This window comes from Planococcus chinensis (genome assembly GCF_042681545.1).
In the GTDB taxonomy this organism is placed as follows: domain Bacteria; phylum Bacillota; class Bacilli; order Bacillales_A; family Planococcaceae; genus Planococcus; species Planococcus chinensis.
In genome coordinates this window covers 326,625-352,515 of record NZ_JBHUFW010000011.1, presented here as the reverse complement: position 1 = coordinate 352,515, position 25,891 = coordinate 326,625, and the positions used below count along the sequence as shown (strand labels likewise).

Here is a 25,891-nt window from a genome sequence, read left to right as displayed (position 1 = left end):
CCGCATCGGCTTTTTTTATTTTGTGCATAAAAAAACAGGAGCACCGGGCTCCTGTTCATTCCTTATTATTCGGGTTTTCTTCCAGCTGTTCTTTCTCAAGCTTTTCTTGTTCTTCTTTGGTAAGAATCAGCTGTCCGTTCTCCTGGTCATAGAACCTTAACAGGTCGCCGTTGATGATCGACTCTGAGTAATCCAGCTCTTGTTGGGCCCGCTCGATATGCGGTTCGCATTCAGCGATATCCGTTTCTTCCCCGGTATCGATGTCATAACAGACATTGCCGGCATAGACATTTTCATCGGTAATGAAGCGGCCGTCGCGGAAGATGACGAATTCTTCATGTTCATCGGAGAACAGGTCACCGCCGAACTGGAGATCTTTTTCTGTTTCAATTCCCATCAGATGCATGATTGTCGGCCGCATATCGATCTGCCCGCCGATTTCCTCTTCGACATACCCTTTGCCGGAGCCCGGGATATGGACGAAGAAAGGAACTTTCTGAAGCTGGGCCGATTCATACGGCGTGACTTCCTTGCCAAGGTACTGGGCCATTGCTTCGTTGTGGTTTTCTGAGATGCCGTAATGGTCCCCGTACATCACGATGACCGAATTCTCATAAAGCCCTTGTTCTTTCAGGTCTTCAAACAGCGCTTCAACGGATTCATCCAAATAGCGCGCTGTCTGGAAATAACGGTTGAGCGTGCCGGAATCCGAATCGAACTCTTCGATCAGCTTGTCCTCTTCATCCAGATAGAACGGATGGTGGTTGGTCAGCGTCAAAAGGCGGCTATAGAACGGCTGCGGCATTTCAGCCATCTGGTCCACGGATTGCTCCATGAACGGAATATCCTTCATGCCCCAGTTGACCGCCTCCCCTTCGCCAATCGTATAACTTTCAATATCATGGAATTTCTCGATGTTGAACGATTGGTACATCATGTCGCGGTTCCAGAAACTTTTCGTATTGGCGTGCTGGACAGCCGTGTAATAGCCGTTTTCCCCTAAACGCTCCGCCATCGAATTGAATGTGTTTCCGCTGTGTGTGAAGAACACGGCCCCGCCGCTCAATGGATAAAGCGAATTTTCGAGAAGGAACTCGGAGTCCGATGTTTTCCCAAGCCCTGTCTGGTGGTAGAAGTTCGGGAAATAGACCGTGTCTTTGTCCTGGGTCAAGCCATTCAGGAAAGGCGTGATTTCTTCGCCGTTCATTTCGTTATTGATCAGGAACGACTGCATCGATTCCAAGGTGACTACGATCAAATTGCGCCCTTCCGCAGCTGCAAACATTTCGGGTGAAGGTTCCGGCTGGTTGGAGCGGACATAGTTGTTCACTTCCACCAGTTCGGAGCCGTCCGCCAATGCCCGCTGCGCCTGGGATTTGGATTGGATATAGATGTCGTAGATGTGGTAATTGTACATCCCGATGTTTTTGACGAGCATTTCACGGTCGAAGCTGCGCGTCAAAAGCTGCGGGCGCTCCGCTTCCGCCAGCCCGAGGTTGAAGAACAGCACCGCTGCCGTCAAAATCATGTAAGATTTCCGCTGGACCGATGCCGTGTTCATCGATGACGGTTTGACTTTCAGGAATTTGATCGCCAGGAAAATGACGATGACATCAAGGAAGAACAAAACGTCGGTGGCATAGATGCTTTCGGCCGCACTGGAGCCGAGGTCGCCGAAATTATTGGTTTGGAACAGGACCGGCAGCGTGATGAAATCACTGAAGAACCGGTAGAATGCCACGTTGGCATACAAAATGATTGAGGCAATGACAGCGACCGCCATGATTGACCGGTTTTTCGCTTTCTCCGTTTTGAAGAACAGCGAAATTCCATACGCAAACAGCAACAGGCTCAACGGATTGATGAATAGAATGAACTCTTGGAGCGCATTATCAATCGTAATGGAAAAACTCGTTTTATACGTTACATAAGTTTTGAGCCAAGTAGCTACGATGGCGATTGCCAGGATGGAATGTTTGGGCCATTCTTTTTTCAACATCCGGCATATCCTCCTTTTTAACTAAATCATACTTTACACTACCGTAAAACAGCTTCCATGTCCACTTAACACTCCCCTGTTATAATGAGGAATTATCCAACTTATAAGTTCCCCGTTACTGGACTGCTGAAACGCTGGAGGGGTTTCAAGAACGGAAAATTATTTCTTTTTTCCGGACTGTTTTTGGCGCAATATGAGGACCGCCGCTGCATACTCTTTCGGGGTGATGAATTGAAGCCGGTAAAGTTCCCGGATCTCCTCTTCCATCAGTTCCAAGTCCGCCTGCGGATCACCTGTATAGATGATCGTTCCATAGCCTTTCAGCAATTGCATGACGTCATACAGCGTCTTCATCTGTCTGCCCCTTTCGTATCGATAAATCCGCTCTCGGTGTAGATGCCCCCTACCGGCACGTCATGCGGTTCTTCCGCAATCGCCTCAGCCAGCTGGACATCGAACGCCAGCGACCGGGTCTCACCTGTGTAGCCGGCGAGATAACGGTCGTAATAGCCGCCGCCGAAGCCGATCCGGTAACCGTCTTTTGAGAAGACCACACCCGGCACTACCATCAGGCCGATCCCGTGAGGCGGTACAAATTGCGCCTCATCGGTTTTCGGTTCCTGCAGATGCATATAGACGACTTCCAGCTGGTTCCAGTCTTCGATGATGTAGAAATCCATGCCGCGGCTTTTCGGCAGGCATTTTGGAACCGCTGCCTTTTTGCCGGACGCCCAGATAGAACGGATCAGTTCTTTCGTATCCACTTCCGGGAACGACGAAATGGTCAAGCCGATGATGTCTGCAGCGATGAATGCAGGATCGTTCATTAAATTGCTGATGATGCGCCTTGATTTTTCGTGATGCTCTTCCGGCGACATCTTCGCCAGTTCTTCCAGGACCTTTTTTCGGTGGGCAACTTTCTCCATGTCCATTCCTCCTCAAAACTCGGCGCCTGCCGGGCACATCCATCCCGATTGGCGCAATGGTATCGGTAAGTGATCCGGTTCTGGCTGACAGCAGCGTGAAGAAAACCGGCAAAGCTTATGTATAGATAAAGAAAAAAGCCAAAACCCCTGGAGGTTTTGGCAGTCAATCAATTACTTCGTTTCACGGTGTAGAGTCATTTTCTTTTCACGTGAGCAATATTTTTTCATTTCAAGACGCTCAGGGTTGTTGCGCTTATTTTTAACAGTGCTGTAGTTACGTTCGCTACATTCTGTACAAGCTAAAGTGATGTTAACACGCATCGGTATCCCTCCTAATTCTTTCAAAGATCGTTTGTAAATAAGCGTGATCTATACGACTTAACTATTATAGCATATCCAGCGGCAAAGTCTACTCCCAAAACCTATGTTTTAGTTGGAAAAATAAAAAGATTCCCCGGCATCTTCCATGCCGGGGAAAGGGCTTATTTGTTGAGGTCGTAGTGGCGGCCCCGGACAAGGTAGAACAGCTGCTCCGCGATGTTCGTGGCATGGTCGGCCGACCGCTCCATGTAGCGGCAGACAAATGCCAGCTGGGTGATCTGGCTGAGCTTGTCCGGATGTTCGGCACCCGATTTCATCAATTTCGAGATCACTTCGCCGTAAAGGTTGTCCACCTGGTCGTCAAGCTCTGCAATCTCCTTGGCTTTGACGACATCCTCTTCTACGAACGCCTCGATGACCTGGCGGAGCATCGCGGTAGCCAATGCATGCATCTGCTGGATTTCATGGATCGGCGACAGCAGATCCTCCTTGCCGATGCGGATAGTCTCTTTCGCGATATTCACGGCGTAGTCCCCGACGCGCTCCATATCTGTTGCCACTTTGATGATGACGATGAGCCTTCTGAGGTCAGTGGCGACCGGCGACTGCTTGGCAATCAGCAAGATCACCCGGTCGTTGATTTCTTCTTCGAGCTGGTTGATGTCGGCGTCGTCCTCGATCACTTCAAGTGCCGCGTCGATGTCGTGGTTGGCGAGCGCCCCTACGGCTTTCGTCAAGGCATCCACCGCCATATTGCTGAGCAGGACCAATTGCTCCTGCGCCGAGTTCAATTCATAATCAAATTTTTCGCGTACTGACATTGTAATTCCCCGCTTCCTCAGCCGAACCGGCCTGAAATATAGTCTTCCGTGCGCTTGTCTGCCGGATTGGAGAAAATCGTATCAGTGTCGTCGTATTCGATTACTTCTCCATTCAAAAAGAACGCTGTTTTGTCTGAGATCCGGGCCGCTTGCTGCATGTTGTGCGTAACGATGATGATGCTGTAGTCTTTTTTCAATTCCTGTACCAGTTCCTCAATCTTCAATGTAGAGATCGGATCGAGCGCCGAAGTCGGCTCATCCATCAAGATGACGTCCGGTTCGATGGCCAATGCACGGGCGATGCAGATCCGCTGCTGCTGGCCGCCTGAAAGGCTATAGGCGTTCTCATCGAGGCGGTCTTTCACTTCGTCCCAGATCGCCGCGCCGCGAAGGCTCTTCTCGACGATTTCGTTCAGGATCTTCTTGTTCTTGATGCCGTGGATCCGCGGCCCGTAAGCGATATTGTCATAGATCGATTTCGGGAACGGATTCGGCTTCTGGAACACCATGCCCACCCGTGTGCGCAGTTCTTCCACGCCGTAGTCCTTATCGAAGATATTGCGGTCGCGGTAAAGGATCTGGCCGGAAGTCTTGACCGATGGCACAAGCTCGACCATGCGGTTCAATGTTTTGATATAGGTCGATTTGCCGCAGCCGGATGGCCCGATGATCGCCGTGACTTCATTTTCCTTGATGTCGAGGTCGATGTTTTTAAGCGCGTGATTGTCGCCGTACCAAAGGTTCAGCTGTTTTGTATAGTAGACCGATTTTTTATCCTGCTGAATCGCAGGCGCTGTTTTTGTTTTTGCTGTTTTGATCGTTGTCATGATGGAACCCCTTCCGCATAAAGTACTTTAATAGCGTTTTTGGAATTTGTTTCGGATGATTACCGCAATGGAATTCATGATGAGCAAGAAGATCATCAGGACGATGATCCCTGCTGCTGCCACTACCTGAAATTCCTGCTGCGGACGGCTTGCCCAATCGAAGATCTGGATTGGCAGTGCCGTGAAGGTGTCAAAGACCCCGCGCGGCAGGAACTGGATGATGACCGGGATGCCGATGACGATGAGCGGCGCCGTTTCCCCGATGGCGCGCGATAAAGCCAAGATGCTTCCTGTCAGGATTCCCGGGATGGCTGCAGGCAAGATGATGTTGACCACTGTCTGCCATTTGGTGGCGCCCATGCCTAGCGACGCGTCACGCAATTCTTTCGGGACTGAACGGATTGCTTCTTGTGAAGCGACGATGATGACCGGCAGAATCAAGAGACTCATCGTAAACCCGGCAGCCAGGATGCTGTTGCCAAGTGCAAATGCCCGGACGAAAATCGTCAAGCCGAGAAGTCCGAAGACGACGGATGGCACACCTGCCAAATTCGAGATGTTCAAGCGAATAAAGGTAGTTAACCGGTTTTGCTTTGCATACTCTTCCAAATAGATAGCCGAGCCGACGCCAAGGATGATCGAAGTCGGCGCAACGACTGCCATCAGCCAAAGCGATCCGATCAGCGCGGCTTTAATGCCGGCTTTCTCCGGAAAGCGCGAAGCGAAATTGGTCAGGAAGTCGAGCGACAAGTGGCTCGCCCCCTGCGTGACGATTCGGTACAGCAAGATGACCAGCGCCAACAGCGCCAGAAGTGTTGCTGCCATGAAAAGCCCTTTGAAAATCATGTTGACGACCAGGCGGCCGTTCATGCGTTTGACGACTTTTTCCTGTTCGATGTATCTCATATCAATATTCCTCCCTGAAACGTTTTGAGACGTATTGGGCGAGGATGTTCATCAGCATGGTGAACAGGAAAAGCGTGAACCCTACTGCGTAGATGGAATAATAGATCGTTGTTCCGTATCCTGCGTCCCCTTTTGAAACCTGGACGATATAAGCGGTCATCGTCTGGATCGAGCCTGCAAAATCGCCGTCGAACTTCGGCGTCGAACCGCCCGCAAGCGATACGATCATCGTTTCCCCGATGGCGCGCGATACTGCAAGCACAACCGATGCGATGATCCCCGACAAGGCTGCCGGCACGATGACTTTCCATGCCACCTCGAATTTCGTTGAGCCCATTGCCAAGGCGCCGTCGCGGATCGATCTCGGTACAGAAGACATGGCGTCTTCCGAAAGCGAAGCGATCATCGGGATGATCATAATGCCGACAACAATCCCCGGCGAAATGGCGTTGAAGATTTTGATTTCCGGAAAGACGCTCTGCAACAGCGGCGTCACGAACGTCAGGGCGAAAAAGCCGTAGACGATAGTCGGAATGCCGGCCAGCACTTCAAGCACCGGCTTGACGATGCGGCGCACGGTTTCGCTGGCGTATTCGCTCAAGTAGATGGCGGCCGAGATGCCGATTGGCACCGCCACGATCACAGCGATCAACGTGACTTTCAAGGTCCCGACGATCAACGGCAGGATGCCGTACAATTCTTCTTTATTGGAAAATGGCAGCCAAGTGGTGCCGAATACAAAGTCAAAAACCGAAACGCGCTGGAAGAACGTGATGGTTTCGATGATCAATGTCAATACGATGCCGATTGTTGTCAATACTGAGACAGAAGCAATCAGCAATAAAATCCAAGGAATGAATTTTTCAATAAACTTCTTGTTTTTCTTGCCTTTCGACTGCGCGATCATTTCCTGCACAGATGTCCGCATAACGAATCCCCTTTCAACCGCAAAGGGCGAGCAGTGGCTGCTCACCCTCTTACTAAAACTTTATAGGTTATTTATTTTTTCAAGGCTTCAAGATCAGCCAGGCCTTTTTCGTACTCTTCTTCAGGAAGCGCTACATAGCCGACCGATTCAGCCATCTCTCCTGCATTTTCAAGCGTGTACTTCATGAAATTATAAGCTGCTTCGTTCTCAGCCAACGCTTTGTTGCTGGCGTAAGTGAACAATGGACGGGACAGCGGCGCATATTCGCCGGTTTCAATCGTTTCGTTGTTCGGTTCAACTCCGCCGATTTTTACAGCTTTCAACGTATCCTGGTTCGCCAGGTAGTAAGCATAGCCGAAGAATCCGATCGCATTCGGGTCCGCTTGGATCCCCTGCACCAAGACGTTGTCATCTTCCGACAAAGTCGCATTGCTTACAAGGTCTTCTTCTTCAAGAATGACTTCGTTGAAGTAGTCGTATGTTCCAGAGTCCGTTCCTGGCGAGTAGAAGACGATTTCTTCGTCCGGCCATTCAGGATTGATGTCAGACCATTTTTTTGTCGTTCCGTCTTCGATCCACATTTTCTTCAAGTCTTCGACTGTCAGATCTTCCACCCAGTCGTTGTCCTTGCTCACAACAACTGTCAAGCCGTCATAGGCCAAAAGGAATTCCGTGTAATCGATGCCTGCTTCTTCCAAGCTGGCTTTTTCTTCATCTTTAATCGGTCGTGAAGCGTTCGAGAAATCTGTTTCTCCCTGGATGAATTTTTCAAATCCGCCGCCTGTACCGGAAACACCGACAGTTACCTGGACGCCAGGTTCTTCAGCAGCATATTCTTCTACAATGCCTTCCATGATCGGCGCAACAGTGGATGAACCGTCACCAGAAACTGACCCTTCAGCTTGCTCCGCTTCCGTGCCTTGTTCTGTCGTTGCCGTCTCACCCGGCTGCGTCGCGTTTCCGCCGCCGCAAGCTCCCAGTACTAAAGCCGATCCAAGGATTGTTGATGCCATTGCATATTTCCAGATTCTCATTGCTCATTTCCTCCTAAGGTTTATGTTTGCTTTACAATCCTTACTATAACGGCTGATTATTGATGCTGTGTGGAGGCAATGTTAAGAAATTGTAAAGACAAAAAAGCCCCTGCAAGCATTTCAGGAATGCTTGCAGGAGCTTACGGGTTATTGGGCTGGCGCCTCTTCCTGCCCTTCTTCGATCACCTTGTTTGTGTAAGGGTCTTTGATGACGGAAGTCGGCTGGGCCGCCGCTTTGTTTTTCAATTCGAAGTATTTGTCCACCGCTTCGCGGGCGATCAAATGAGTCGTCACCGGCACACGTCCCGGATCGGTTGTGATGTACGGGATCAGGACCGCATAGGCAACTTCCGGATTTTCATACGGCGCAAAGCCGACATGGGCGGTGTTGACCGATGGCTTTGTATACCACGGGCTTTCTTTATCGTCGTAATACTGGATCTGCGCAGTACCGGTCTTGCCGGCTGCCGTATAGTCCGCATCGCCGAAAAACGACCTTGCGGAACCTTGGCTCCCGGTGTAGACAAGGCGCATCCCTTTTTTGACCTGGTCAATTTCCGCCTGTGTGTTGTTGATGCGGTTCAGGACCTTCGGTTCCACGACCGACTCGACCTGCCCGAGTGTCACGCCGTCTTCCGAAGGCTGGCGGATTTCCTTGACCACATGCGGCTGCATGCGGTAGCCGTCATTGGCGATGGTCGAGATGTATTGCACCAATTGAAGCGGCGTATACGTATCATACTGGCCGATCGCCAAATCGAGGAACGTGCCGGGCTGGACTTTGGTGAAGTCTCCCTGGAAGCCGTTCCCTTCGTTTGGCAGATCGATGCCTGTCTTAACGCCAAGCCCGAACTGGGCAAATGAATTCCGCATGGTCTGCCAGTGTTCCGGTTTAACGCTGAAACCGCGCTTGTATTCATAAGTATTGCCGGAGAGCGCCAGCGCCACCTTGAACATATAGACGTTCGAGGAACGCTCGAGCGCTTTCAGGTCGCTCATCGGAATCCGGTTGAACGGAATCCGGTTGAAGATGGAACCTTTCATCAAACCGCCGGGCAATTGCAGCGGTTCGTCGATCATCACTTGGTTGAGTTCGATCGCATCTTGCTGATAGCCGGTCAGGAGCGTCGCCCCTTTGACGACCGATCCGCTGGGATAAGCGGCCGTGATGGCGCCGAACGAGTAATCGCGCACGATCCGCTTGCCGTTTTCATCCTGGTCGAGCGTCTTGCCGACCATCGACAGGATGTCCCCTGATCTCGGGTCCATCATGACAAGATAGGCGTCCTTCACCAATTGGGAATTCGGCCCGGCTTTCAGTTCAAGCAAGTGCTTCTCGACGATGTCTTCCATCGCCGATTGCATTTCGGAATCGATTGTAAGTATCAGATCTTTTCCGGGCTTGCCTTCATCAACCGGCATCGTGTCCACTACGCGGCCTTTGCCGTCGGTGATGTTCTTGACGACCGATTTTTGGCCTTGCAGCACTTCTTCATAATATTGCTCGATAAAGCTGACGCCGACGCGGTCGTTGCGGGAATAGTCGCGCGCGAGGAAATAATCCAGCTTGTTCGCCGGGATTCCCTGCTCGGGCGTTGTCGTACTGCCGAGAATCGACAGGTCGCTCGTCTTGACGCGCTTCCAGTCGGTTACGGTATTGACGCCTTTCAGTTTTGGATCGGTGAGGCGCTCGGAAACCCGGGCGAACTCCTCGTCCGTCACCCCTTCGTTTTTGATGATTTGGGGTGCAAGCGCGTAACCGGACGTCATTTCGCGGAATATGGCCAGGACTTCCAGCTGTTCCGCTGTCAAACTATTCAATTCTTTGTCAGTGATCTTGTCGCGGACCAGTTTGTCGATTTTCCGGGTTTTTTCTTTTTCCTGGATATCTTCATTCTCAATCGCTTTTCGTTCTTCATCCGTCACTTTAGCAAGCGCTTCTTCGCGGTTCAGCATGATGTAGAAATCCTGCTTGTCGCGGAGCGTTACGCGCTTCGGTTCTTTCTCAATCAATTTGGCCAGCTCTGTTGCGACTTCAAGCATTTCTTCCCGCTTCGTCGTCTGCATGGCTGTATACGTGATCGCGTTTACGGGATTATTATCCACCAGGACGCGCCCTTCATTGTCAAAAATGCGGCCTCTCGGCACGCTCGTGTTTACCGGAACTTCTTCAGTCCTTGCCAACGCCCTCGTAAAATCCTCGCCTTTGACAATCTGCAGATAACCTAACCGCAAAATCAAAACGGAAAAGAGCAGGAAGATGGAGAAAAAGAGGACATTCATCCGAAAGACGGTATGGGACTTCAACTTCGCCTTTGCCAGCGAAACTCGTCTTTTCTGTGGGGCATTCATAATTTAGCGCGCACTCCTTCCACCAATAATGCACTTGTTAGTATATCACCAAAACAAAAAAACACACACCTTTTCAGACGAAAAAGTGTGTGCGATGTTTCATTATTTGACAATTATTTTGCAGATTCGAAGCGTTTTGAAACTTCTTCCCAGTTCACTACGTTCCAGAATGCTGCAAGATAGTCCGGACGGCGATTCTGGTATTTCAAGTAGTAAGCGTGCTCCCATACATCCACGCCAAGGATCGGCGTTTTGCCTTCCATGACCGGTGAATCCTGGTTCGGAGTAGAAGTCACTTCAAGCTCGCCGTTTGAAACGACCAGCCAAGCCCAGCCAGAACCGAAGCGTGTTTTGCCTGCGTTCTCGAATTGCGTCTTGAATTCTTCAAAGCTGCCGAACTTGCTGTCGATCGCTTCTGCAAGAGCGCCTGACGGATTGCCGCCGCCGTTTGGAGACAAGAGCTGCCAGAACAGCGAGTGGTTCGCGTGTCCGCCGCCGTTGTTGCGCACTGCTGTGCGGATCGATTCAGGAACTGCGTCCAAGTTTGCGATCAATTCTTCGATTGATTTTGAAGCAAGATCTTCGTGGCCTTCTAATGCCGCGTTTACATTCGTCACATACGTGTTGTGGTGTTTCGTGTGGTGAATGTTCATCGTCTCTTTGTCGATGTGTGGTTCAAGAGCGTCGTACGCGTAAGGTAGTTCAGGTAATTGATAAGCCATGATCTAATTCCTCCTTGAGTCTAATTGTCTACTTTCTTAGGTTATCAAAGTTTGCGGAGCGTTACAATTAAAATGCACGGCTCTTCCGTTTAATCAGACTTTCGGCTGAGCTAGACCAGGACAAAAAACAATAGCACCATAATTGCCTGGATCGTGCCCTTGGTCACCACAGAAGTGATAAAACCGACGACAGACCCGACGCCCGACCGCACCGACTGCTTGAATGAGGACCGGTTGAACGTCAGTTCCGCCAGCACCGCTCCGATAAAAGGGCCGATCAGGATGCCGACGATCGGGATGACGAACGGCCCGACAAGCAGGCCGATCGTGCTCCCCCATAGCCCCGCCTTCGATCCGCCGAACTTTTTCACGCCAAACGCATTGGCAAGCAGATCCGCTCCGAAAAGCAATACGACAAACAGCGATTGGATCGCCCAGAACCACCACGGCAAGTCGCCGAAACTGAATAACAGCCCGTACATCAGGAATCCGCCGAAAATGAACAACACCGCTGGGATGATCGGGTAAACGAGCCCGACAAATCCGATTGCGAAAAATAATATTATAATAACCCAGCCGATCATTTCCATCTTTCCGCCTCCTATAATAAAAGCACTCTATTCATCGTGCCCCACATTCCGGAAAATGTAAAGCGATGACAGAGTGCTTTCCTATTGAATATTGGTTTGAACCGGCCGGCTGGAGAACCAGCTGAAAGCCGTTCCCACAGAGGCAGATTCGTTTTTTTGCCAATCTTTGTTTAGCTGAATGCTATTAAGCGCGGTTGCCGAGAATCGCTTCTGCAATGTTCACGGAGTGGTCGCCGATCCGTTCCAGGTTGCTGATGATGTCGACGAAGACGATGCCGGCCTGGGCCGAACATTGCCCTTCGTTCAAGCGCATAATGTGCTTTTTGCGGAATTTGCGTTCCATCTTGTCGATCAAGTCTTCCTGCTCGGCCACTTCACGTGCCAATTCGTGGTCGGAAGTATCCAAAGCGACCAAGGATTTTTTGACTGTCGCAATCGTCAAGGTGAACATTTCCTTCAAGTCTTCCAGCGCGTCGCCCGAAATGATGACGCGGTTGTTTTCCTGGTAGTCTACCAATTCGATGATGTTTTCAAAGTGATCGCCGATCCGTTCGATGTCGCGCACCGTTTCAAGCAATACCGTGTGGCGCGTTGAATCGGTCGCAGACAGCGACTCGGCGGAGATCAGGATCAAGTAATCCGTAATCTTTCCGTCGAGGTTGTTGATTGCGTCTTCAAGCTGATAGCCCATCTCTGCATTCTTCTTGCTTTTCGAAAGAAGATACGCATAAGACTCTTCCAATCCCTGAACGGCGTAATTGCCCATACGCAGGATTTCTTCTTTCGCCTGTCCAAGTGCTATCGATGGAGAAGCTTCAATAAAGCTGTTATCCAAATGTTTCGGTTTGAATTCGATCAGCACTTCTTCCCCCGGGATGACTTTCGTCACGAGGTATGCCCAAGCCCCGATCAACGGGAACTGGATCAATGTATTAACAACGTTGAATGTACCGTGGGCGAATGCAATCTGCATTTTCGCTTCCAATGCCAGCACCCCTGCAATCCATTCCACATAAGCCGTGAATGGCACAAGCAGAATCATGAAAATGATCGTCCCGACGATATTGAACAGGACATGGACCGCTGCAGCACGGCGCGCAGCAATCGACGTTCCGAGTGCTGCGAGCACCGCTGTGATGGTCGTTCCGATATTATCCCCGAAGAGGACCGGCAATGACGCATCCAGGTTCAGGATGCCTTCGTCATACAATGCCTGCAAGATTGCAATCGTCCCGCTCGAGCTTTGGACGATGAATGTGAAAACTGTACCGGCCAACACGCCAAGGATCGGCTGCTCGCTCAGGCTGATTGTCATATCGATGAACGCCGGAAGCTCGCGCAGCGGCTTCATTGCGCCGCTCATCGTTTCCATTCCGAAGAACAATCCACCGAAACCGAAAATGACTTGCCCTATGTTTTGAATCTGGTTTTTCCTAAAGAAGAAGATCAGGAAAGCACCGACTGCCATGATCGGCAATGCATAAGCGCCAACGTCCAAACCGATGATGAACGCCGTAACCGTCGTACCGATGTTCGCTCCCATGATGACACCGATCGCTTGTCTCAATGTCATGAATCCGGCGCTTACTAGGCCGACTACGATAACGGTCGTCCCTGAACTCGATTGGATCAGGATCGTCACCAGTATACCGACAAGCACACCCATGAATGGATTGGTGGTGAAGCGGTCGAGTATCGAACGCAATTTGTCGCCTGCAGCTTTCTGCAAGGCGTCTCCCATATACTTAATTGAAAAAAGGAATATCCCCAAACCTCCTAGAAAGGAAAAGAGAATTTCTTGCCAGTTCGTCTCCACGATTTTCATTCAACTCCTATATTTGTGATTTCACACCCTGTCTATTATGAAGAGTTCGCTACTTCTTTGTAAATACCTTTATCGAAAATTTACAATGCCGTAACAAAGCAGAATATTTTGGGGCCCTTCACATGGTACGATACTCTTTAATAGAACGAAAGGAAGATGGCTTTGAATTTATTTCAATTAATGAAAGCAAGTTTGATGGAACCAAAAAAACAGGCAGCCGTCCGTATTATGGGAATCGGAAAAATCATGCAGTTCGTGTTCATGGTGATTGCACTGATGACGATCGTCAGCTTTGCCGGCTTGGCTGCGGGACTTGGCGAAACGGCGAGCGGCGTCGAAGGGCTGCTCCAGTTTGTCGAAGAGATCGAGTGGCTGCTTTATCCGTTCGCCCTGATTTTCCTCTTCGTCTCGACGACGCTTTACCATTTCGTGAAAATCAGTTTGTTTGCGCTCGCCGGATTGGCACTGGTGCGCCTGAAAAACAAGAAAGGCGAATACCGCCACCTGTGGCGGACCACGGCACTCGCGGTCACAATTCCGACATTAATCTCGTTTGCGGCGAGTTTTTTCGTGTCCGGTTTATGGGTTTCAGCCGCTTCAAGCGGGCTTACGCTCCTTTATCTCCACCTGGCCACGAATTATTACCCGAAAATGCCGCCTGCTAAGAAGCCGGCCTAGCCGTCTTCCTTGTATTTTGTAGAGGCAGACTGCTAAAATGTCTATAGGCAATGGAATAAACTAGTCATCTTTCTAGTTGCAGAAATGTGGGGCTGGACGAATGGTTCCAGTCATCCCTAAAAGGAGAGATTTTTAATGAGTGAAGTTATTCACCGTACAAAAACACGCCCCGTAAAAGTCGGAGACCTGACGGTTGGCGGAAGCAATGAATTATTCATTCAGAGCATGGCAACAACAAAAACCCACGATGTGGAAGCGACGGTTGCTGAAATTTTGCGCTTGGAAGAAGCGGGCTGCCAGATCGTCCGCGTCGCTTGCCCGGATGAACGTGCAGCGTATTCAATCGGCGAGATCAAGTCACGCATCAATATCCCGCTTGTTGTTGACATCCATTTCGATTATAAATTGGCGTTGATCGCCATCGAACAAGGCGCCGACAAAATCCGCATCAATCCGGGCAACATCGGCCGCCGCGAAAAAGTGGAAGCGGTCGTGAATGCGTGTAAAGCAAAAGGCATCCCGATCCGCATCGGCGTCAACGCCGGTTCACTGGAACGCAAAATCCTCGAGAAATACGGCTATCCAACAGCTGACGGCATGGTCGAAAGTGCCCTCCACCACATTAAAATTCTTGAAGACCTGGATTTCCACGACATCATCGTGTCGATGAAAGCATCGGACGTCTCTCTGGCGATCGAAGCTTACGAAAAAGCATCGAAAGCCTTTGATTACCCGCTTCATTTAGGAATTACCGAATCCGGCACGTTGTTCTCCGGAACCGTAAAAAGTGCTGCCGGCCTCGGCGCGCTGCTTTCTAAAGGCATCGGAAACACACTCCGCATCTCGCTTAGTGCAGACCCGGTAGAAGAAGTGAAAGTGGCACGCGAACTCTTAAAAGTATTCGGTTTGTCTTCAAACGCAGCGACATTGATCTCCTGCCCGACTTGCGGCCGCATCGAAATCGACTTGATCACAATCGCCAATGAAGTGGAAGAATACATCTCCCACATCAAAGCGCCGATCAAAGTCGCGGTTCTCGGTTGTGCAGTAAACGGCCCGGGAGAAGCGCGCGAAGCCGATATCGGCATTGCTGGTGCACGCGGCGAAGGCCTCCTGTTCATGAAAGGCAAGACCGTCCGCAAAGTTCCGGAAGAGACGATGGTCGAGGAATTGAAAGTCGAAATCGACAAGATCGCCCAGGAATACTTCGACAAACAAGCTGCAGAAAAAGCAGAAAAAGAAGCGCTTGAACAACAAGTATAAGGTTGTGACAACATGAGATACCGTTTTGGCATTGACATTGACGGGACGGTGACCTCGCCGACGTCGCTCATCCCGCACATCAACGAAGCTTTCAACAGCACATTAACGCTTGATGACATCCGTGAATATGATCTGACTGCGGCACTTCCCCATTTGCCGAGAGGCGAATTCTACGACTGGTTCAGAGGCGCGGAAGCGAAAATCTACGCCGCCTCTCCTGTTTCGGAAAACGCAAAAGCGATACTCGACAAATGGAAAGAGCAATATGAACTTTTCTACATCTCCGCACGCGGCGAGAACGTGCGAGATATCACGCACGATTGGTTTGCGGAACACGCAATCCATTACGACCACATTGAATTGATCGGCACGCATAAGAAAATCGAGACGGCGAAGCATTTCAACGTCCACCTCTTTTTCGAGGACAAACACGATAACGCGGTGGAGATTTCAGAAGAACTCGACATCCCGGTTTTGCTGTTTGACACTCCTTATAACCGTGACCCGGTTCCGAAGAACGTCGTCCGCGTCTCCAATTGGCTCGAAGCCGAGCGATGGGTCGAAAAAGAATTTGCACTCCAAAAGAGCTTAAGCTCCAAATAAAACCAGGAAAGCCATCTGCACATATTGTGCGGATGGCTTTTTTTGTGGATTCAGTTAAGCGAGGTTTCATCCTCTAAAGGAAACGATTGGTTTTTTGCTTTCAGATGAATTTGTTTGCGCTTCTGCAATTTTATTTGCGTTCGCGACCGGCTTATTTGCGTTCCTTAAGTTTTATTTGCGTTCCCCATTTTTCGACAATAAAAAACGCAAGCAGATGGAGTTCTGCTTGCGTTCCGTTTATTTGCACTCCGGGCATTTCCCGTAGATTTCAAACTTGTGGTTCGCAATTTCATACGCAGGCAGTGCGGCTCCTGCCATTTCCATCGGACAAACGGGAATTTCCTTGATCTTGCCACAGTCCATGCAGATGAAATGGTGATGGTGGTGATCGCTTTCGCATTGCATACGGAAATGGCGCTCGCCGGACAATTCCGTCTCTTCAAGGATGCCGAGCGAGACGAATGTCGCCAGGTTGCGGTAGACGGTATCGAAGCTCATGCTCGGGTAATCTTTTTGCATGACGTCGAGCAAATCGCGCGCCGTCAAGTAGCGGTCGTCTTGTGAGAACATTTCCAAGATCTGCGTGCGTTTAGAGGTTTCCTTATAGCCGTTTTCCTTCAAGATGTCCCATGCTTTCGTGATGTTCATGCGGTCGCCCCCTTTTTCATAGAAACCGAAACTTTTTTAAAGCCGATGGCAGCCAGCAGCAGCCCGACCGATGTGACAACGATCGTACCGCCAGGTGCCAAGTTGAAATAGAACGCCATGACCAGGCCGGCGATGACCGAAATCTCCCCGAACGCAATCGACAGCCAGATGGTGTGCTTGAAGCTTTTCGCAAGGCGCATGGCGGCCGCCACCGGAATCGTCATGAGCGAAGAAACTAAGAGAATGCCGACAATGCGCATCGAGCCGGCGATGACGAGCGCTGTGACGATCATGAAGAGGAAATGGATCCATTTTGCCGGCAAGCCGGATGCTTTGGCATACTCGTCATCGAATGACAGGACGAACAACTCCTTGAAGAACAGGCCGATGAACAGCAGCACCACGAAAGCGATGGCCAGGACGATGTATAGGTCCTCCCGGCTCACTGCCGAGACCGAGCCGAACAAATAGCCGAACAGGTCGCTTGAAAAGCCTTCCGCAAGCGAAATGAAAATAGCGCCGAAGCCGATGCCGGCAGACAAAATGATCGGGATGGCCAGCTCTTCGTAATGCTTGTACAACGAACGCAGGCGCTCGATGAGAATCGATCCGCCGACCGATGCCGCAATTCCGAGGAACAGCGGGTTCAAGAGAGCAAAGGCTGCCACGCTCTGGCTCAAATACAGGCTTCCTGCAATGCCGGCGAGCGTTACATGGCTCAGTGCATCCGCAATCAGCGACAGGCGGCGAACGACGATGAACACGCCGAGAAGCGGCGCGATGACGCCGATGATCAAGCCCGACGCAAATGCGTTTTGGAGGAATTCATAAGAAAATATGGCATCAATCATGTTCAGTGGGCACTCCCTGCATGATGGATTTTCCGGACGGAATGGCCGTACCAGGCTTTCCGCTGCGCATCGCTCATGGAATCAAGCTGATTCTTATAGCCATGGAAGTGGATGGTCTGGTTCAGGCATGCCACATGGGTGATCTTGTCAGTCACCGTATCGACGTCGTGCGTGACAAGGACAAGGGTGATGCCTTTTTCCCGGTTCAGCGACGCCAGCATATCATAGAACGATTGAACGTTCTGGTGGTCGATGCCGACCGTCGGTTCGTCGAGGATCAGCACTTTCGGTTTGGCGACCAGCGCCCGGGCAATGAATACCCGCTGCTGCTGCCCGCCGGAAAGTTCACTGACGCTGCGGTCGCGGAAGCTTTCCATGCCGACCGCCTCCAGCGCTTCGCCGACCGATTCTTTGTAATCTTTCGGAAAACGGTGGAACAAGCCCGATTTTTTCGCCAGTCCGCCGGCGACGACCTCTTCCACTGTCGCCGGAAAACCGGAATTGAACGAATTCGACTTTTGCGAGACATAGCCGATCCATTCACGATGCTTGAAATCCTTAGCGTCCTGGCCGAACAACTCGATGCTTCCCCGCGTCGGCTTGATCAAACCGAGCATGATTTTCAGCAGCGTCGATTTGCCTGAGCCGTTCGGGCCGAGAATCGCCAAAAAGTCGCCTTCCTCCACTTTCAAGGAAATATGGTCGAGCGCTTTTGTCTGTTCATAGTCAAAACTGATGTCCTTGATATTGATCAATGGCGCGTTCATAACACAGCCTCTTTTCTAATTCATAATGATTACGATTTGGGTCATTAGAAAAGTATAGAACAGCAGCCGGTCAATGTAAACCATAAAAGCTCAAAAAACCTTCTTAAGCAAGAGGGGTTTTCTGATGGTGTAGAAACTTTCTATAAAACGAGTTCATAAAAGCAATGAACTTAATATGCCGCTTCGGTCGCTTGGGGCATGGCTCCCGCCATGAGCCGAGAAAGGCACTCGTCTCATAGCTCCGCCCAGCCCTCGGACGCGCCGGCGCTAAATAGGCTCTTTATAAGAGAAATATAGTTAACATCAAGCTCGTTCATTAAACTTTCCTTAGATATTAAGCAAAACGGTGGAGAAAACCGTACTGTTTCTGCATCGCTTCGCTAGCTTCGAAACATGAAAAAACGTTGCAGCACTACGTGCTTCGTCGCAGGAGCACAGGTTTTGGTAAGCGCAGCTGTTTTGCGGAATTCCGGCTTACCATTACAAAAAAATTTAATCTTTATCCTTCTTAACAACTTAAAAAACCCCTCTTAAGCAAGAGGGGTTTTCATGTCTTCTATGACGCCCGGCGTGAAGATGCCGTTTTTGAACATTTCGATTTCAAATGCGTAAGGCGCTTTTTTATTTTTGGCATCCGCCCCGACATACGGGGTTTCCAGGATTTTCGGCACATGCATCAAGTCCGGATGGTGGACGATGCCGTTCAGTGCTTCAAAGCCGATTTCACCGAATCCGATGTTTTCGTGGCGGTCCTTGCCCGCTCCGCGGACGTTCTTGCTGTCGTTGATGTGGAGGACCTGCAGCCGGTCCTTGCCGACGACGCGGTCGAATTCTTCGAGCACGCCGTTGAAATCATGCTTGATGTCATATCCGGCATCATGCGTGTGGCACGTGTCGAAGCACACCGACAAGCGTTCGTTATGGGTGACGCCGTTGATGATCGCGGCGATCTCCTCGAAACTGCGGCCAATTTCCGTACCTTTTCCGGCCATCGTCTCAAGCGCGATGTTCACCGGATAGTCCTGGGACAGCACTTCGTTGAGGCCTTCGATGATCTTCGCCGTCCCCACTTCCACTCCGCCGCCGACATGGGCACCGGGATGAAGGACGATCTGTTTGGCACCAAGCGCTGCAGTGCGCTCGATTTCCTTTTGCAGGAATTCGACGCCATGTGCGAATGTGTCCGGCTTCAGGCTGTTGGCGATATTGATGATATACGGGGCATGGACGACAATATTCGACAGATTGTTCGCTGCCATATGCGCCTGCCCTGCCTCGATGTTCAACTCCTCTATCGGCTTACGGCGCGTGTTCTGCGGCGCACCGGTATAGATCATGAACGTTGTGGCCCCGTATGAGAGGGCTTCTTCGCTTGCACCGATCAGCATTTTCTTGCCGCCCATCGATACGTGGGAACCTAATAGCATTTTAAAAACTCCTTACTTTTTACGGTTTTTGCGCCGTTCGATTTTCTTGATTTCATCCATTTGCCATTTCATTTTCTTTTTATAGCCCGGTTTCACGGCTTTCGGCTTATGGACCATCGTCTTCGCTTTTGCATCCGCTTCATTTTGTACTCTGACACGCGTCTTCCGGCTGTGGCGGCTCTTCAGGTCGACAAATTCGCCTTTGACGATATCTTTCTGCTGGAATGGAATGCCCATTTTCTCGACGCGGACAATGGCATCTTCCTCTTCCGGATTGAAGATCGTGATGGCTAGGCCCTTCATGCCTGCACGAGCTGTACGGCCAACGCGGTGAATGAAGAATTCCAGGTCTTCCGGCAATTCATAGTTGATAACGTGGCTGACGCCTTGGATGTCAATGCCGCGCGCTGCCAAGTCTGTTGCAACGATATACTGGTATTCCAGGTCGCGGATCTGTTTCATCATCTTGACGCGCTCGCGCGGCGCCAGATCGCCGTGGACGCGGCCGACACGGATGCCGGCTTTGCCAAGTTCTCCGGCGACGTAGTCGGCATTGGTCTTGGTGTTGACGAAGATGATGCAGAGATACGGATTGATGATTTCCATGATTTCCTTCAGGCGCTCGACTTTGCGCTTGCTGCGCGACGGCACCAGGTAGAAGTCCAATCCTTCTGCAGTCGGTTTCTTGTCCCCGATATTGATATGCACCGGCGATTCCATGTATTTTTTCAGGAACGGCTTCAATTTTTCCGGAATGGTCGCGGAGAATACATACATCTCCAGGTCATCCCGCATCTTGCCGGCCACTTGGTCGATCTCTTCGATAAAGCCGAGGTCGAACGCCAGATCCGCTTCGTCGACGACCAGGATCTTCCCGGTGTGGACCAATAGCGCATTTTCGTTGACCAGGTCTTTCAACCGTCCAGGCGTACCGATGACGATATGCGGCTGGGTCTTGAGTTTGTTGATTGACCGCTTTTTGTCGGTTCCGCCGATAAAGCTTTTCACTTCGATATCTGATCCTTCGACGAGTTTCATCATTTCAGCGTAGATCTGCGTACCCAGCTCACGTGTCGGTGCACAAATGACCGCCTGCACTTCCTGGCGGCTTGTGTCGATGCGTTCTGCGATCGGGATGATAAAACTGTGCGTTTTCCCGGTACCTGTATGGGACTGTCCGATCGCGCTCGAGCCTTTCAATATATGGGGCATGATTTCTTTTTGGATCGGTGTCGGTTCTTGGAACCCTAATTTTTCTACCGCTTCAAGTATAAACGGCTTCAAGTCATAGTCTTTAAATTTTGTCATGGGATTGAATCCCCTCCTTATGCTCTTGACATTATAGCACGAATTCGCTTTTTCCGTATTGCAACTTTTGTAATGCCGCGGCGTCTCCGTTATAATGAAGTTATGATTTTGAAAGGAGTGCGGTTATGAAAGTAATGAAAATATCGCCAAGAGGCTATTGCTACGGAGTCGTGGATGCAATGGTGATCGCGAAAAATGCAGCAATGGACGAGACACTGCCTCGGCCGATTTATATATTAGGGATGATTGTCCACAATAAACACGTGACCGATGCATTCGAACAGGATGGCATCATCACGCTGGACGGCAAAAACCGCCTGGAAATTTTGGAGAAGGTCGAAACCGGAACCGTCATTTTCACTGCACACGGCGTATCGCCGCAAGTGCGTGAACTCGCGAAGCGCAAAGGCCTGGTATCGATCGATGCCACGTGCCCGGACGTCACCGTCACTCATGACCTGATCCGTGAAAAGACCGCTGAAGGCTACCACATCATCTACATCGGCAAAAACGGCCATCCCGAACCCGAAGGCGCTATCGGCGTCGCTCCTGACCTGGTCCACCTTGTCGAAACGGTTGAAGACGTAGAGAGCCTGGAGCTCGATTCCGATAAGATCATCGTCACCAACCAGACGACAATGAGCCAGTGGGACGTTGTCGAGTTGATGGAACGACTCAAAGAGAAGTTCCCGCAATCGGAAGTCCACAAGGAAATCTGCCTGGCTACCCAAGTGCGCCAGGAAGCGGTCGCAACACAAGCCGTCGACGCAGACCTCTTGATCGTCATCGGCGATCCGATGAGCAACAACTCGAACCGCCTGGCACAAGTATCGCAGGACATCGCCGGCACACCGGCATACCGCATCTCCGATTTGTCGGAACTGAACCTCGAGTGGCTGAACGGCATCGAAACGGTCGCCATCACAGCCGGCGCCTCGACGCCGACGCCGATCGTCAAAGAAGTGATGGCGTTTTTGGACAAATACGATCCGGAAGACCCGTCCACACATGATTTGGCGCGCAGCGTGCCGCTCAACAAGATCTTGCCAAAAATCAAACACCCGAAACCCTCGGAACGCATAGAGCCGTATCCGGTCGGAGAATAACTTTTCAGGCACGCCGGAACCTCCGGCGTGTTTTTTTATGCCATTAATCTAAATAGATTAAATAATGATCATCTTTAAGCCGCTTGAGCGCTTTGGGCATGGCCCTCGCAAAGAGCCGGAAAAAAACACCCGTCTCCTAGCGAAAAACCTTCTGCTCCTGCATCGCTGCGCTAGCTTCGTCGCAAATAAAATGGCCCAAACTACCTTTGGTCCAGTTTATTGCCTAGCCCTTTAACGCGCCCGCGCTAGTTTAGCTCATTAACACTAATAAAGTCTCTTTTACAGCTTTGTTATAGTAGTTCAGCATTGTGTATTCCGTATATAACCTTTTGCACTCATAGTCAAAAGAAGACGCCGCCCGTTCGCCGGACAGCGCCATTTTTCATTCGAACCGGAAAGGTTCGGTATTCACTTCGGAAGGCAGGAATTCGCAAGCAAGTTTGCTGTTTTTCTTCATCCAGTCGACAACGCCTTGGATCATGATTTTCTCAACATGATGGCCGGGATCGACAACTGACAGGCCCATTGCCTGTGCGTCTTGTGCGACGTGGAAATAAAGGTCCCCGGTCACGTAGACGTCAGCGCCCGAGCGTTTGGCCGCGTTGATGTATTTATTGCCGTCGCCGCCGAGCACCGCCACTTTTTTGACGGGTTTGGACAGATCGCCGACAACGCGCGCTGCCGGAACGCCGAGCCGCTCTTTGACAAGAGCGGTGAATTCGCCGAGTGTCATTTCCTCGTCTAATCGGCCGACGCGGCCAAGGCCCATTGGCAATTCCTTGTTTTCAAGCGTAAAGACGTCATAGGCCGCTTCCTCATATGGGTGGGCCGCAATCATCGCCTTGATGGCGCGGTCTTTTTCGGTTTTGCGGATGACCACTTCGATTTTCGATTCCTCGGTCTTTTCCATCTTGCCCGCTTCCCCGATATACGGATTTGCATCTTTCGTCGGACGGAAGCGTCCGGTGCCGGACAAGGTATAGCTGCAGAACTCGTAATCGCCGATTGCGCCTGCACCGGCTTTGCCGAGTGCTTCCCGTACAGCTTCTTCGTGGCTTTCGGGCACGAACACGGCAATCTTCACCAGTTCCGCTTCGTAGGTCGTCACAAGCACGCTGGTATCGGACAAGCCGAGCGCTTCCGCCAGCATGTCATTAACACCGCCCCAAGCGACATCCAGATTGGTGTGCGCAGCATATACTGCTATATCATTTTTGATCAGTTTTTCCATCAAGCGCCCCTGCGGAAAATCGGTCTGCAGGTTGCCGAGCGGCCGGTAGATCGGCGGATGGTGGGCGATGATCAGCCCCGCTCCCCGTTCAATCGCTTCATCCGCGACAGCTTCATTGACATCAAGCGTCACGAGGACCCGCTCTACGCGTTTATTGAGTGTCCCGACATGCAGGCCGACCGGATCGCCTTCCATCGCCAGATATTTCGGCGACCATTTCTCAAGCTCTTCGATGATTTGCTGTCCGTTAGGAATTTTCACCATGCAGCACCTCTTCAACCAGTTTTATTTTCCGTACAAGTTCATGTTTCTTTTCGACAATTTCCATCGTTTGTTCTGTGGATTCCATCGATGCAATGATGTTCTTCCATTGGGCAGCTTCCCGCTGCCATTTTGTGCAGAAGACATCCGTGCGTTCTGCCATCAGTTTCGGCCCGAGGATCAGCTCAGCTTCCGTGAACCGGATCTCTTTTTCAGCCGGCTCCAGCACCACGATTTCGTAAATCTTCCGGTTCTCTTCGATGATTTCTTCTTCAGCAATGGCCCATCCATTCGCCGCCGCCCATTCCCGGATTGCCCGCGCATGGACGTTCGGCTGCAGAATAAGGCGCTGGACGCCTTCGAGCCTGTTTTTGTCCCCTTCGAGGATCGATGCAATCAGCGGACCGCCCATGCCGGCGATAACTACTGCCGTAACGCCGTCAGCCGGTTCGATTGCAAGAAGGCCGCTTGCCAGCCGGACTGTGATCCGGTCTTCCAACCCTTCTTGCTGCACTTGTTTTTTGGCCGATTCATACGGGCCTTTGACCACTTCACCGGCAATTGCCCGGTCTGCAAGGCCATTGCCGACCAGGTAGCACGGCAAATAGGCGTGGTCGCTGCCGATATCTGCCACGACGGCATGCTTTGGAACAAAATGGGCCACCCGTTCGAGCCGATGTGATAATTGTTGAGCGTTCATAAAATCCTCCTGACTTGAAAAACACTGGGACACCGTTCTGTCCTTCATTTCCCCAAACACGTATAGAAAAACCCTTAGCTCAAAGAACTAAGGGTTTTCATCCTATTCGAGTGTTAAAATCCACTCAGCCATAGCCGGGATGTTTTCTTCTTCAACTAGCCCGCCTGGCATTGCGCCTTTACCGTTAGCAATGATCTCTTCGATTCCTGCCTGGTCAAGTTCTGTCGCTACTAGAGATGGACCTACGCCGCCTTCATAGCTTGAACCGTGGCAAGAAATACATTGTGCTTGTGCAACAGCTTCCGGATCGAATTCGCTGCCGGCATCTTCGCCGTCTTCAGCTGGTGCTTCTTCACCGCCGTTTGCGCCTTCTTCTCCTGCTGCGTGTTCTTCAGCGATTTCCTCTTGGTTGCCTGCTCCTTCTAATGATAAGAAGAAAATTAGACCAATACCGAACGCCATGATTAAGATATAAGGTACAATTGCATTTTTTTGCATCCGTTACCCCTCCCTCTTCAAGTTCTGCATTAATGATAGTAATCGTATCATTCATTATTGTACTGTATTATTTGCAAAACGAAAAGCGATATCGGATAACTTTTAGCAGATTGTGACAAAATCAGCAATTTAACATCCAATTGCGCGGGCGATGACCATGTGCTGGACTTCGGAAGTTCCTTCTCCGATTTCAAGAAGTTTGGCGTCGCGCATATAGCGCTCGACTTCGTATTCCTTCATATATCCGTAGCCTCCGTGGATCTGGATGGCTTCGTCCGCCACTTCCATCGCCATTTCCGATGCGAATAGTTTTGCCATGGAGGCCTCTTTCGTGAACGGACGCCCCTCGTCTTTCAGCCAAGCCGCTTTGTAGACCATATTGCGCGCCAATTCAATTTTCAGCGCCATCTGCGCCAGTTTGAACTGCGTCACTTGGAATTCGGATAATGTTTTTCCGAACTGCTTGCGTTCTTTCGAGTAGTTCAAGGCTTTGTTGAATGCCGCTTGTGCGATTCCGACCGCCATCGCCGCGATGCCGATGCGCCCGCCGTCCAACGTCACCATGAATTGCTTAAAGCCTTCTCCGCGCTTGCCGAGCAGGTTCCCTTTCGGCACACGTACGTTTTCAAGGACCAGCTCCGTCGTGTTGGACGCATTCAAGCCCATTTTCTCGTAGTTGTCGATGATCGTGAAGCCTTCTGCATCCGTCGGAACGATGATGGCGCTGATTTCCTTTTTGCCATCTTTCATTCCTGTGATTGCTGTGATCGCCAAATGCTTCGCATGGCTGGCATTTGTGATATAGACTTTCGATCCATTGATGACCCAGTCATCACCGTCTTCGATGGCCCGGGTTTCCGTGCCGCCTGCATCCGATCCGGCATTCGGTTCCGTCAAGCCGAACGCGCCGAACGATTCGCCTGTGCAGATCGGCGTCAGGTATTTCTGTTTTTGCTCTTCTGTGCCGAACAAGTTCAGCGGCGCGCCTCCGAGTGAAATATGCGCGGAATACGTGATGCCCGTCGAAGCGCATGCGCGGCTCAATTCTTCTGTTACAATCGCGAAACTGACCGTGTCCGCTCCTGCTCCGCCGTACTCTTCCCCAAACGGCAATCCCATCATCCCCATGTCGGATAGCTGTTTGAAGATCTCTTTCGGGAACTCCTTCGTCTTATCGCGTTCAATTGCCCCTGGTGCAACGGCCTTATCTGCGAATTCCTTGATCGTCTTTTTGATCATCTGTTGTTCTTGCGTCAAATCGAAATTCATTTGTCCTACATCCCCTTTGTTGTGTATACG

The 25,891-nt window shown here is 50.9% G+C and carries 26 protein-coding genes; 4 read left to right on the top strand and 22 right to left on the bottom strand.

What is annotated here, in order from left to right:
• Positions 1–55: 55 nt before the first annotated feature.
• From ACFSDB_RS14310 to ACFSDB_RS14250, 13 genes are all read right to left on the bottom strand, one after another.
• Complete coding sequence (locus ACFSDB_RS14310) at positions 56–1,999, bottom strand: LTA synthase family protein (RefSeq protein WP_204890470.1); 1,944 nt, start codon at positions 1,997–1,999, stop codon at positions 56–58.
• Between the two features lie 159 nt (positions 2,000–2,158).
• Positions 2,159–2,353 carry a YqgQ family protein gene (locus ACFSDB_RS14305; RefSeq protein WP_204890469.1) on the bottom strand — a complete coding sequence of 65 codons (195 nt, stop codon included), beginning with the start codon at positions 2,351–2,353 and terminating at the stop codon, positions 2,159–2,161.
• Positions 2,350–2,925 (bottom strand): 5-formyltetrahydrofolate cyclo-ligase, encoded by a 576-nt coding sequence (locus ACFSDB_RS14300; RefSeq protein ID WP_204890468.1) that lies wholly within the window; start codon positions 2,923–2,925, stop codon positions 2,350–2,352. The genes ACFSDB_RS14305 and ACFSDB_RS14300 overlap by 4 nt, the downstream gene beginning before the upstream one ends.
• A 171-nt stretch (positions 2,926–3,096) precedes the next feature.
• Entirely contained in the window at positions 3,097–3,246 is a 150-nt protein-coding gene (gene rpmG, locus ACFSDB_RS14295; RefSeq protein ID WP_036809376.1) for a 50S ribosomal protein L33, read from the bottom strand.
• 161 nt (positions 3,247–3,407) lie between these two features.
• Positions 3,408–4,067, bottom strand: a complete 660-nt coding sequence (phoU, locus tag ACFSDB_RS14290; RefSeq protein WP_204890467.1) for a phosphate signaling complex protein PhoU — start codon at positions 4,065–4,067, stop codon at positions 3,408–3,410.
• A 17-nt stretch (positions 4,068–4,084) separates the two neighbouring features.
• Entirely contained in the window at positions 4,085–4,894 is an 810-nt protein-coding gene (gene pstB, locus ACFSDB_RS14285) for a phosphate ABC transporter ATP-binding protein PstB (RefSeq protein WP_204890466.1), read from the bottom strand.
• A 27-nt stretch (positions 4,895–4,921) separates the two neighbouring features.
• Positions 4,922–5,800, bottom strand: a complete 879-nt coding sequence (gene pstA, locus ACFSDB_RS14280) for a phosphate ABC transporter permease PstA (RefSeq protein ID WP_204890465.1) — start codon at positions 5,798–5,800, stop codon at positions 4,922–4,924.
• 1 nt (position 5,801) lies between these two features.
• A complete protein-coding gene (gene pstC, locus ACFSDB_RS14275; protein ID WP_204890464.1) occupies positions 5,802–6,728 on the bottom strand; it encodes a phosphate ABC transporter permease subunit PstC in 927 nt (308 codons plus the stop codon).
• 71 nt (positions 6,729–6,799) lie between these two features.
• The gene (locus ACFSDB_RS14270) at positions 6,800–7,762 is read right to left on the bottom strand and encodes a PstS family phosphate ABC transporter substrate-binding protein (protein ID WP_204890463.1); all 963 of its coding nucleotides are present in this window, start codon (positions 7,760–7,762) and stop codon (positions 6,800–6,802) included.
• A 147-nt stretch (positions 7,763–7,909) separates the two neighbouring features.
• Positions 7,910–10,114, bottom strand: coding sequence for a peptidoglycan D,D-transpeptidase FtsI family protein (locus tag ACFSDB_RS14265; protein WP_204890462.1), 2,205 nt, complete (start codon positions 10,112–10,114; stop codon positions 7,910–7,912).
• A 113-nt stretch (positions 10,115–10,227) separates the two neighbouring features.
• The gene (locus tag ACFSDB_RS14260; protein ID WP_377340404.1) at positions 10,228–10,836 is read right to left on the bottom strand and encodes a superoxide dismutase; all 609 of its coding nucleotides are present in this window, start codon (positions 10,834–10,836) and stop codon (positions 10,228–10,230) included.
• A gap of 110 nt (positions 10,837–10,946) precedes the next feature.
• Positions 10,947–11,426, bottom strand: coding sequence for a DUF456 domain-containing protein (locus ACFSDB_RS14255; protein WP_204890461.1), 480 nt, complete (start codon positions 11,424–11,426; stop codon positions 10,947–10,949).
• 184 nt (positions 11,427–11,610) lie between these two features.
• Positions 11,611–13,242, bottom strand: coding sequence for a Na/Pi cotransporter family protein (locus ACFSDB_RS14250; RefSeq protein WP_204890686.1), 1,632 nt, complete (start codon positions 13,240–13,242; stop codon positions 11,611–11,613).
• A 204-nt stretch (positions 13,243–13,446) separates the two neighbouring features.
• Between ACFSDB_RS14250 and ACFSDB_RS14245 the strand changes: the two genes are divergently transcribed.
• The 3 genes from ACFSDB_RS14245 (at position 13,447) to ACFSDB_RS14235 (ending at position 15,795) form a co-directional block, all read left to right on the top strand.
• Complete coding sequence (locus ACFSDB_RS14245) at positions 13,447–13,929, top strand: DUF1189 family protein (RefSeq protein ID WP_377340402.1); 483 nt, start codon at positions 13,447–13,449, stop codon at positions 13,927–13,929.
• A gap of 135 nt (positions 13,930–14,064) precedes the next feature.
• Positions 14,065–15,192, top strand: a complete 1,128-nt coding sequence (gene ispG / locus ACFSDB_RS14240) for a flavodoxin-dependent (E)-4-hydroxy-3-methylbut-2-enyl-diphosphate synthase (protein ID WP_204890459.1) — start codon at positions 14,065–14,067, stop codon at positions 15,190–15,192.
• Positions 15,193–15,204: 12 nt separating this feature from the next.
• A complete protein-coding gene (locus tag ACFSDB_RS14235) occupies positions 15,205–15,795 on the top strand; it encodes a hypothetical protein (RefSeq protein WP_204890458.1) in 591 nt (196 codons plus the stop codon).
• A gap of 237 nt (positions 15,796–16,032) precedes the next feature.
• Here the strand turns inward: ACFSDB_RS14235 and ACFSDB_RS14230 are convergent, their stop codons facing one another.
• The 5 genes from ACFSDB_RS14230 to ACFSDB_RS14210 all read right to left on the bottom strand — a co-directional run bounded on the left by ACFSDB_RS14230 (position 16,033) and on the right by ACFSDB_RS14210 (position 20,796).
• Positions 16,033–16,443 (bottom strand): Fur family transcriptional regulator, encoded by a 411-nt coding sequence (locus ACFSDB_RS14230; protein WP_204890457.1) that lies wholly within the window; start codon positions 16,441–16,443, stop codon positions 16,033–16,035.
• Positions 16,440–17,294, bottom strand: coding sequence for a metal ABC transporter permease (locus ACFSDB_RS14225; RefSeq protein WP_204890456.1), 855 nt, complete (start codon positions 17,292–17,294; stop codon positions 16,440–16,442). The genes ACFSDB_RS14230 and ACFSDB_RS14225 overlap by 4 nt, the downstream gene beginning before the upstream one ends.
• Before the next feature lie 2 nt (positions 17,295–17,296).
• On the bottom strand, positions 17,297–18,061 hold the full coding sequence (locus ACFSDB_RS14220) for a metal ABC transporter ATP-binding protein (RefSeq protein ID WP_204890455.1): 765 nt from the start codon (positions 18,059–18,061) through the stop codon (positions 17,297–17,299).
• Between the two features lie 530 nt (positions 18,062–18,591).
• Positions 18,592–19,488, bottom strand: a complete 897-nt coding sequence (locus tag ACFSDB_RS14215; protein ID WP_204890454.1) for a deoxyribonuclease IV — start codon at positions 19,486–19,488, stop codon at positions 18,592–18,594.
• A 12-nt stretch (positions 19,489–19,500) separates the two neighbouring features.
• Entirely contained in the window at positions 19,501–20,796 is a 1,296-nt protein-coding gene (locus tag ACFSDB_RS14210; protein ID WP_204890453.1) for a DEAD/DEAH box helicase, read from the bottom strand.
• Between the two features lie 125 nt (positions 20,797–20,921).
• Between ACFSDB_RS14210 and ACFSDB_RS14205 the strand changes: the two genes are divergently transcribed.
• The gene (locus tag ACFSDB_RS14205; RefSeq protein ID WP_204890452.1) at positions 20,922–21,902 is read left to right on the top strand and encodes a 4-hydroxy-3-methylbut-2-enyl diphosphate reductase; all 981 of its coding nucleotides are present in this window, start codon (positions 20,922–20,924) and stop codon (positions 21,900–21,902) included.
• 382 nt (positions 21,903–22,284) lie between these two features.
• Here the strand turns inward: ACFSDB_RS14205 and ACFSDB_RS14200 are convergent, their stop codons facing one another.
• From ACFSDB_RS14200 to ACFSDB_RS14185, 4 genes are all read right to left on the bottom strand, one after another.
• Positions 22,285–23,394, bottom strand: coding sequence for a Nif3-like dinuclear metal center hexameric protein (locus tag ACFSDB_RS14200; protein WP_204890685.1), 1,110 nt, complete (start codon positions 23,392–23,394; stop codon positions 22,285–22,287).
• On the bottom strand, positions 23,381–24,094 hold the full coding sequence (locus ACFSDB_RS14195) for a tRNA (adenine(22)-N(1))-methyltransferase (RefSeq protein WP_204890451.1): 714 nt from the start codon (positions 24,092–24,094) through the stop codon (positions 23,381–23,383). The genes ACFSDB_RS14200 and ACFSDB_RS14195 overlap by 14 nt, the downstream gene beginning before the upstream one ends.
• A gap of 102 nt (positions 24,095–24,196) precedes the next feature.
• Positions 24,197–24,592, bottom strand: a complete 396-nt coding sequence (gene cccA, locus ACFSDB_RS14190; RefSeq protein WP_204890450.1) for a cytochrome c550 — start codon at positions 24,590–24,592, stop codon at positions 24,197–24,199.
• Positions 24,593–24,721: 129 nt separating this feature from the next.
• Positions 24,722–25,861 (bottom strand): acyl-CoA dehydrogenase family protein, encoded by a 1,140-nt coding sequence (locus ACFSDB_RS14185; RefSeq protein ID WP_204890449.1) that lies wholly within the window; start codon positions 25,859–25,861, stop codon positions 24,722–24,724.
• Positions 25,862–25,891: the final 30 nt, after the last annotated feature.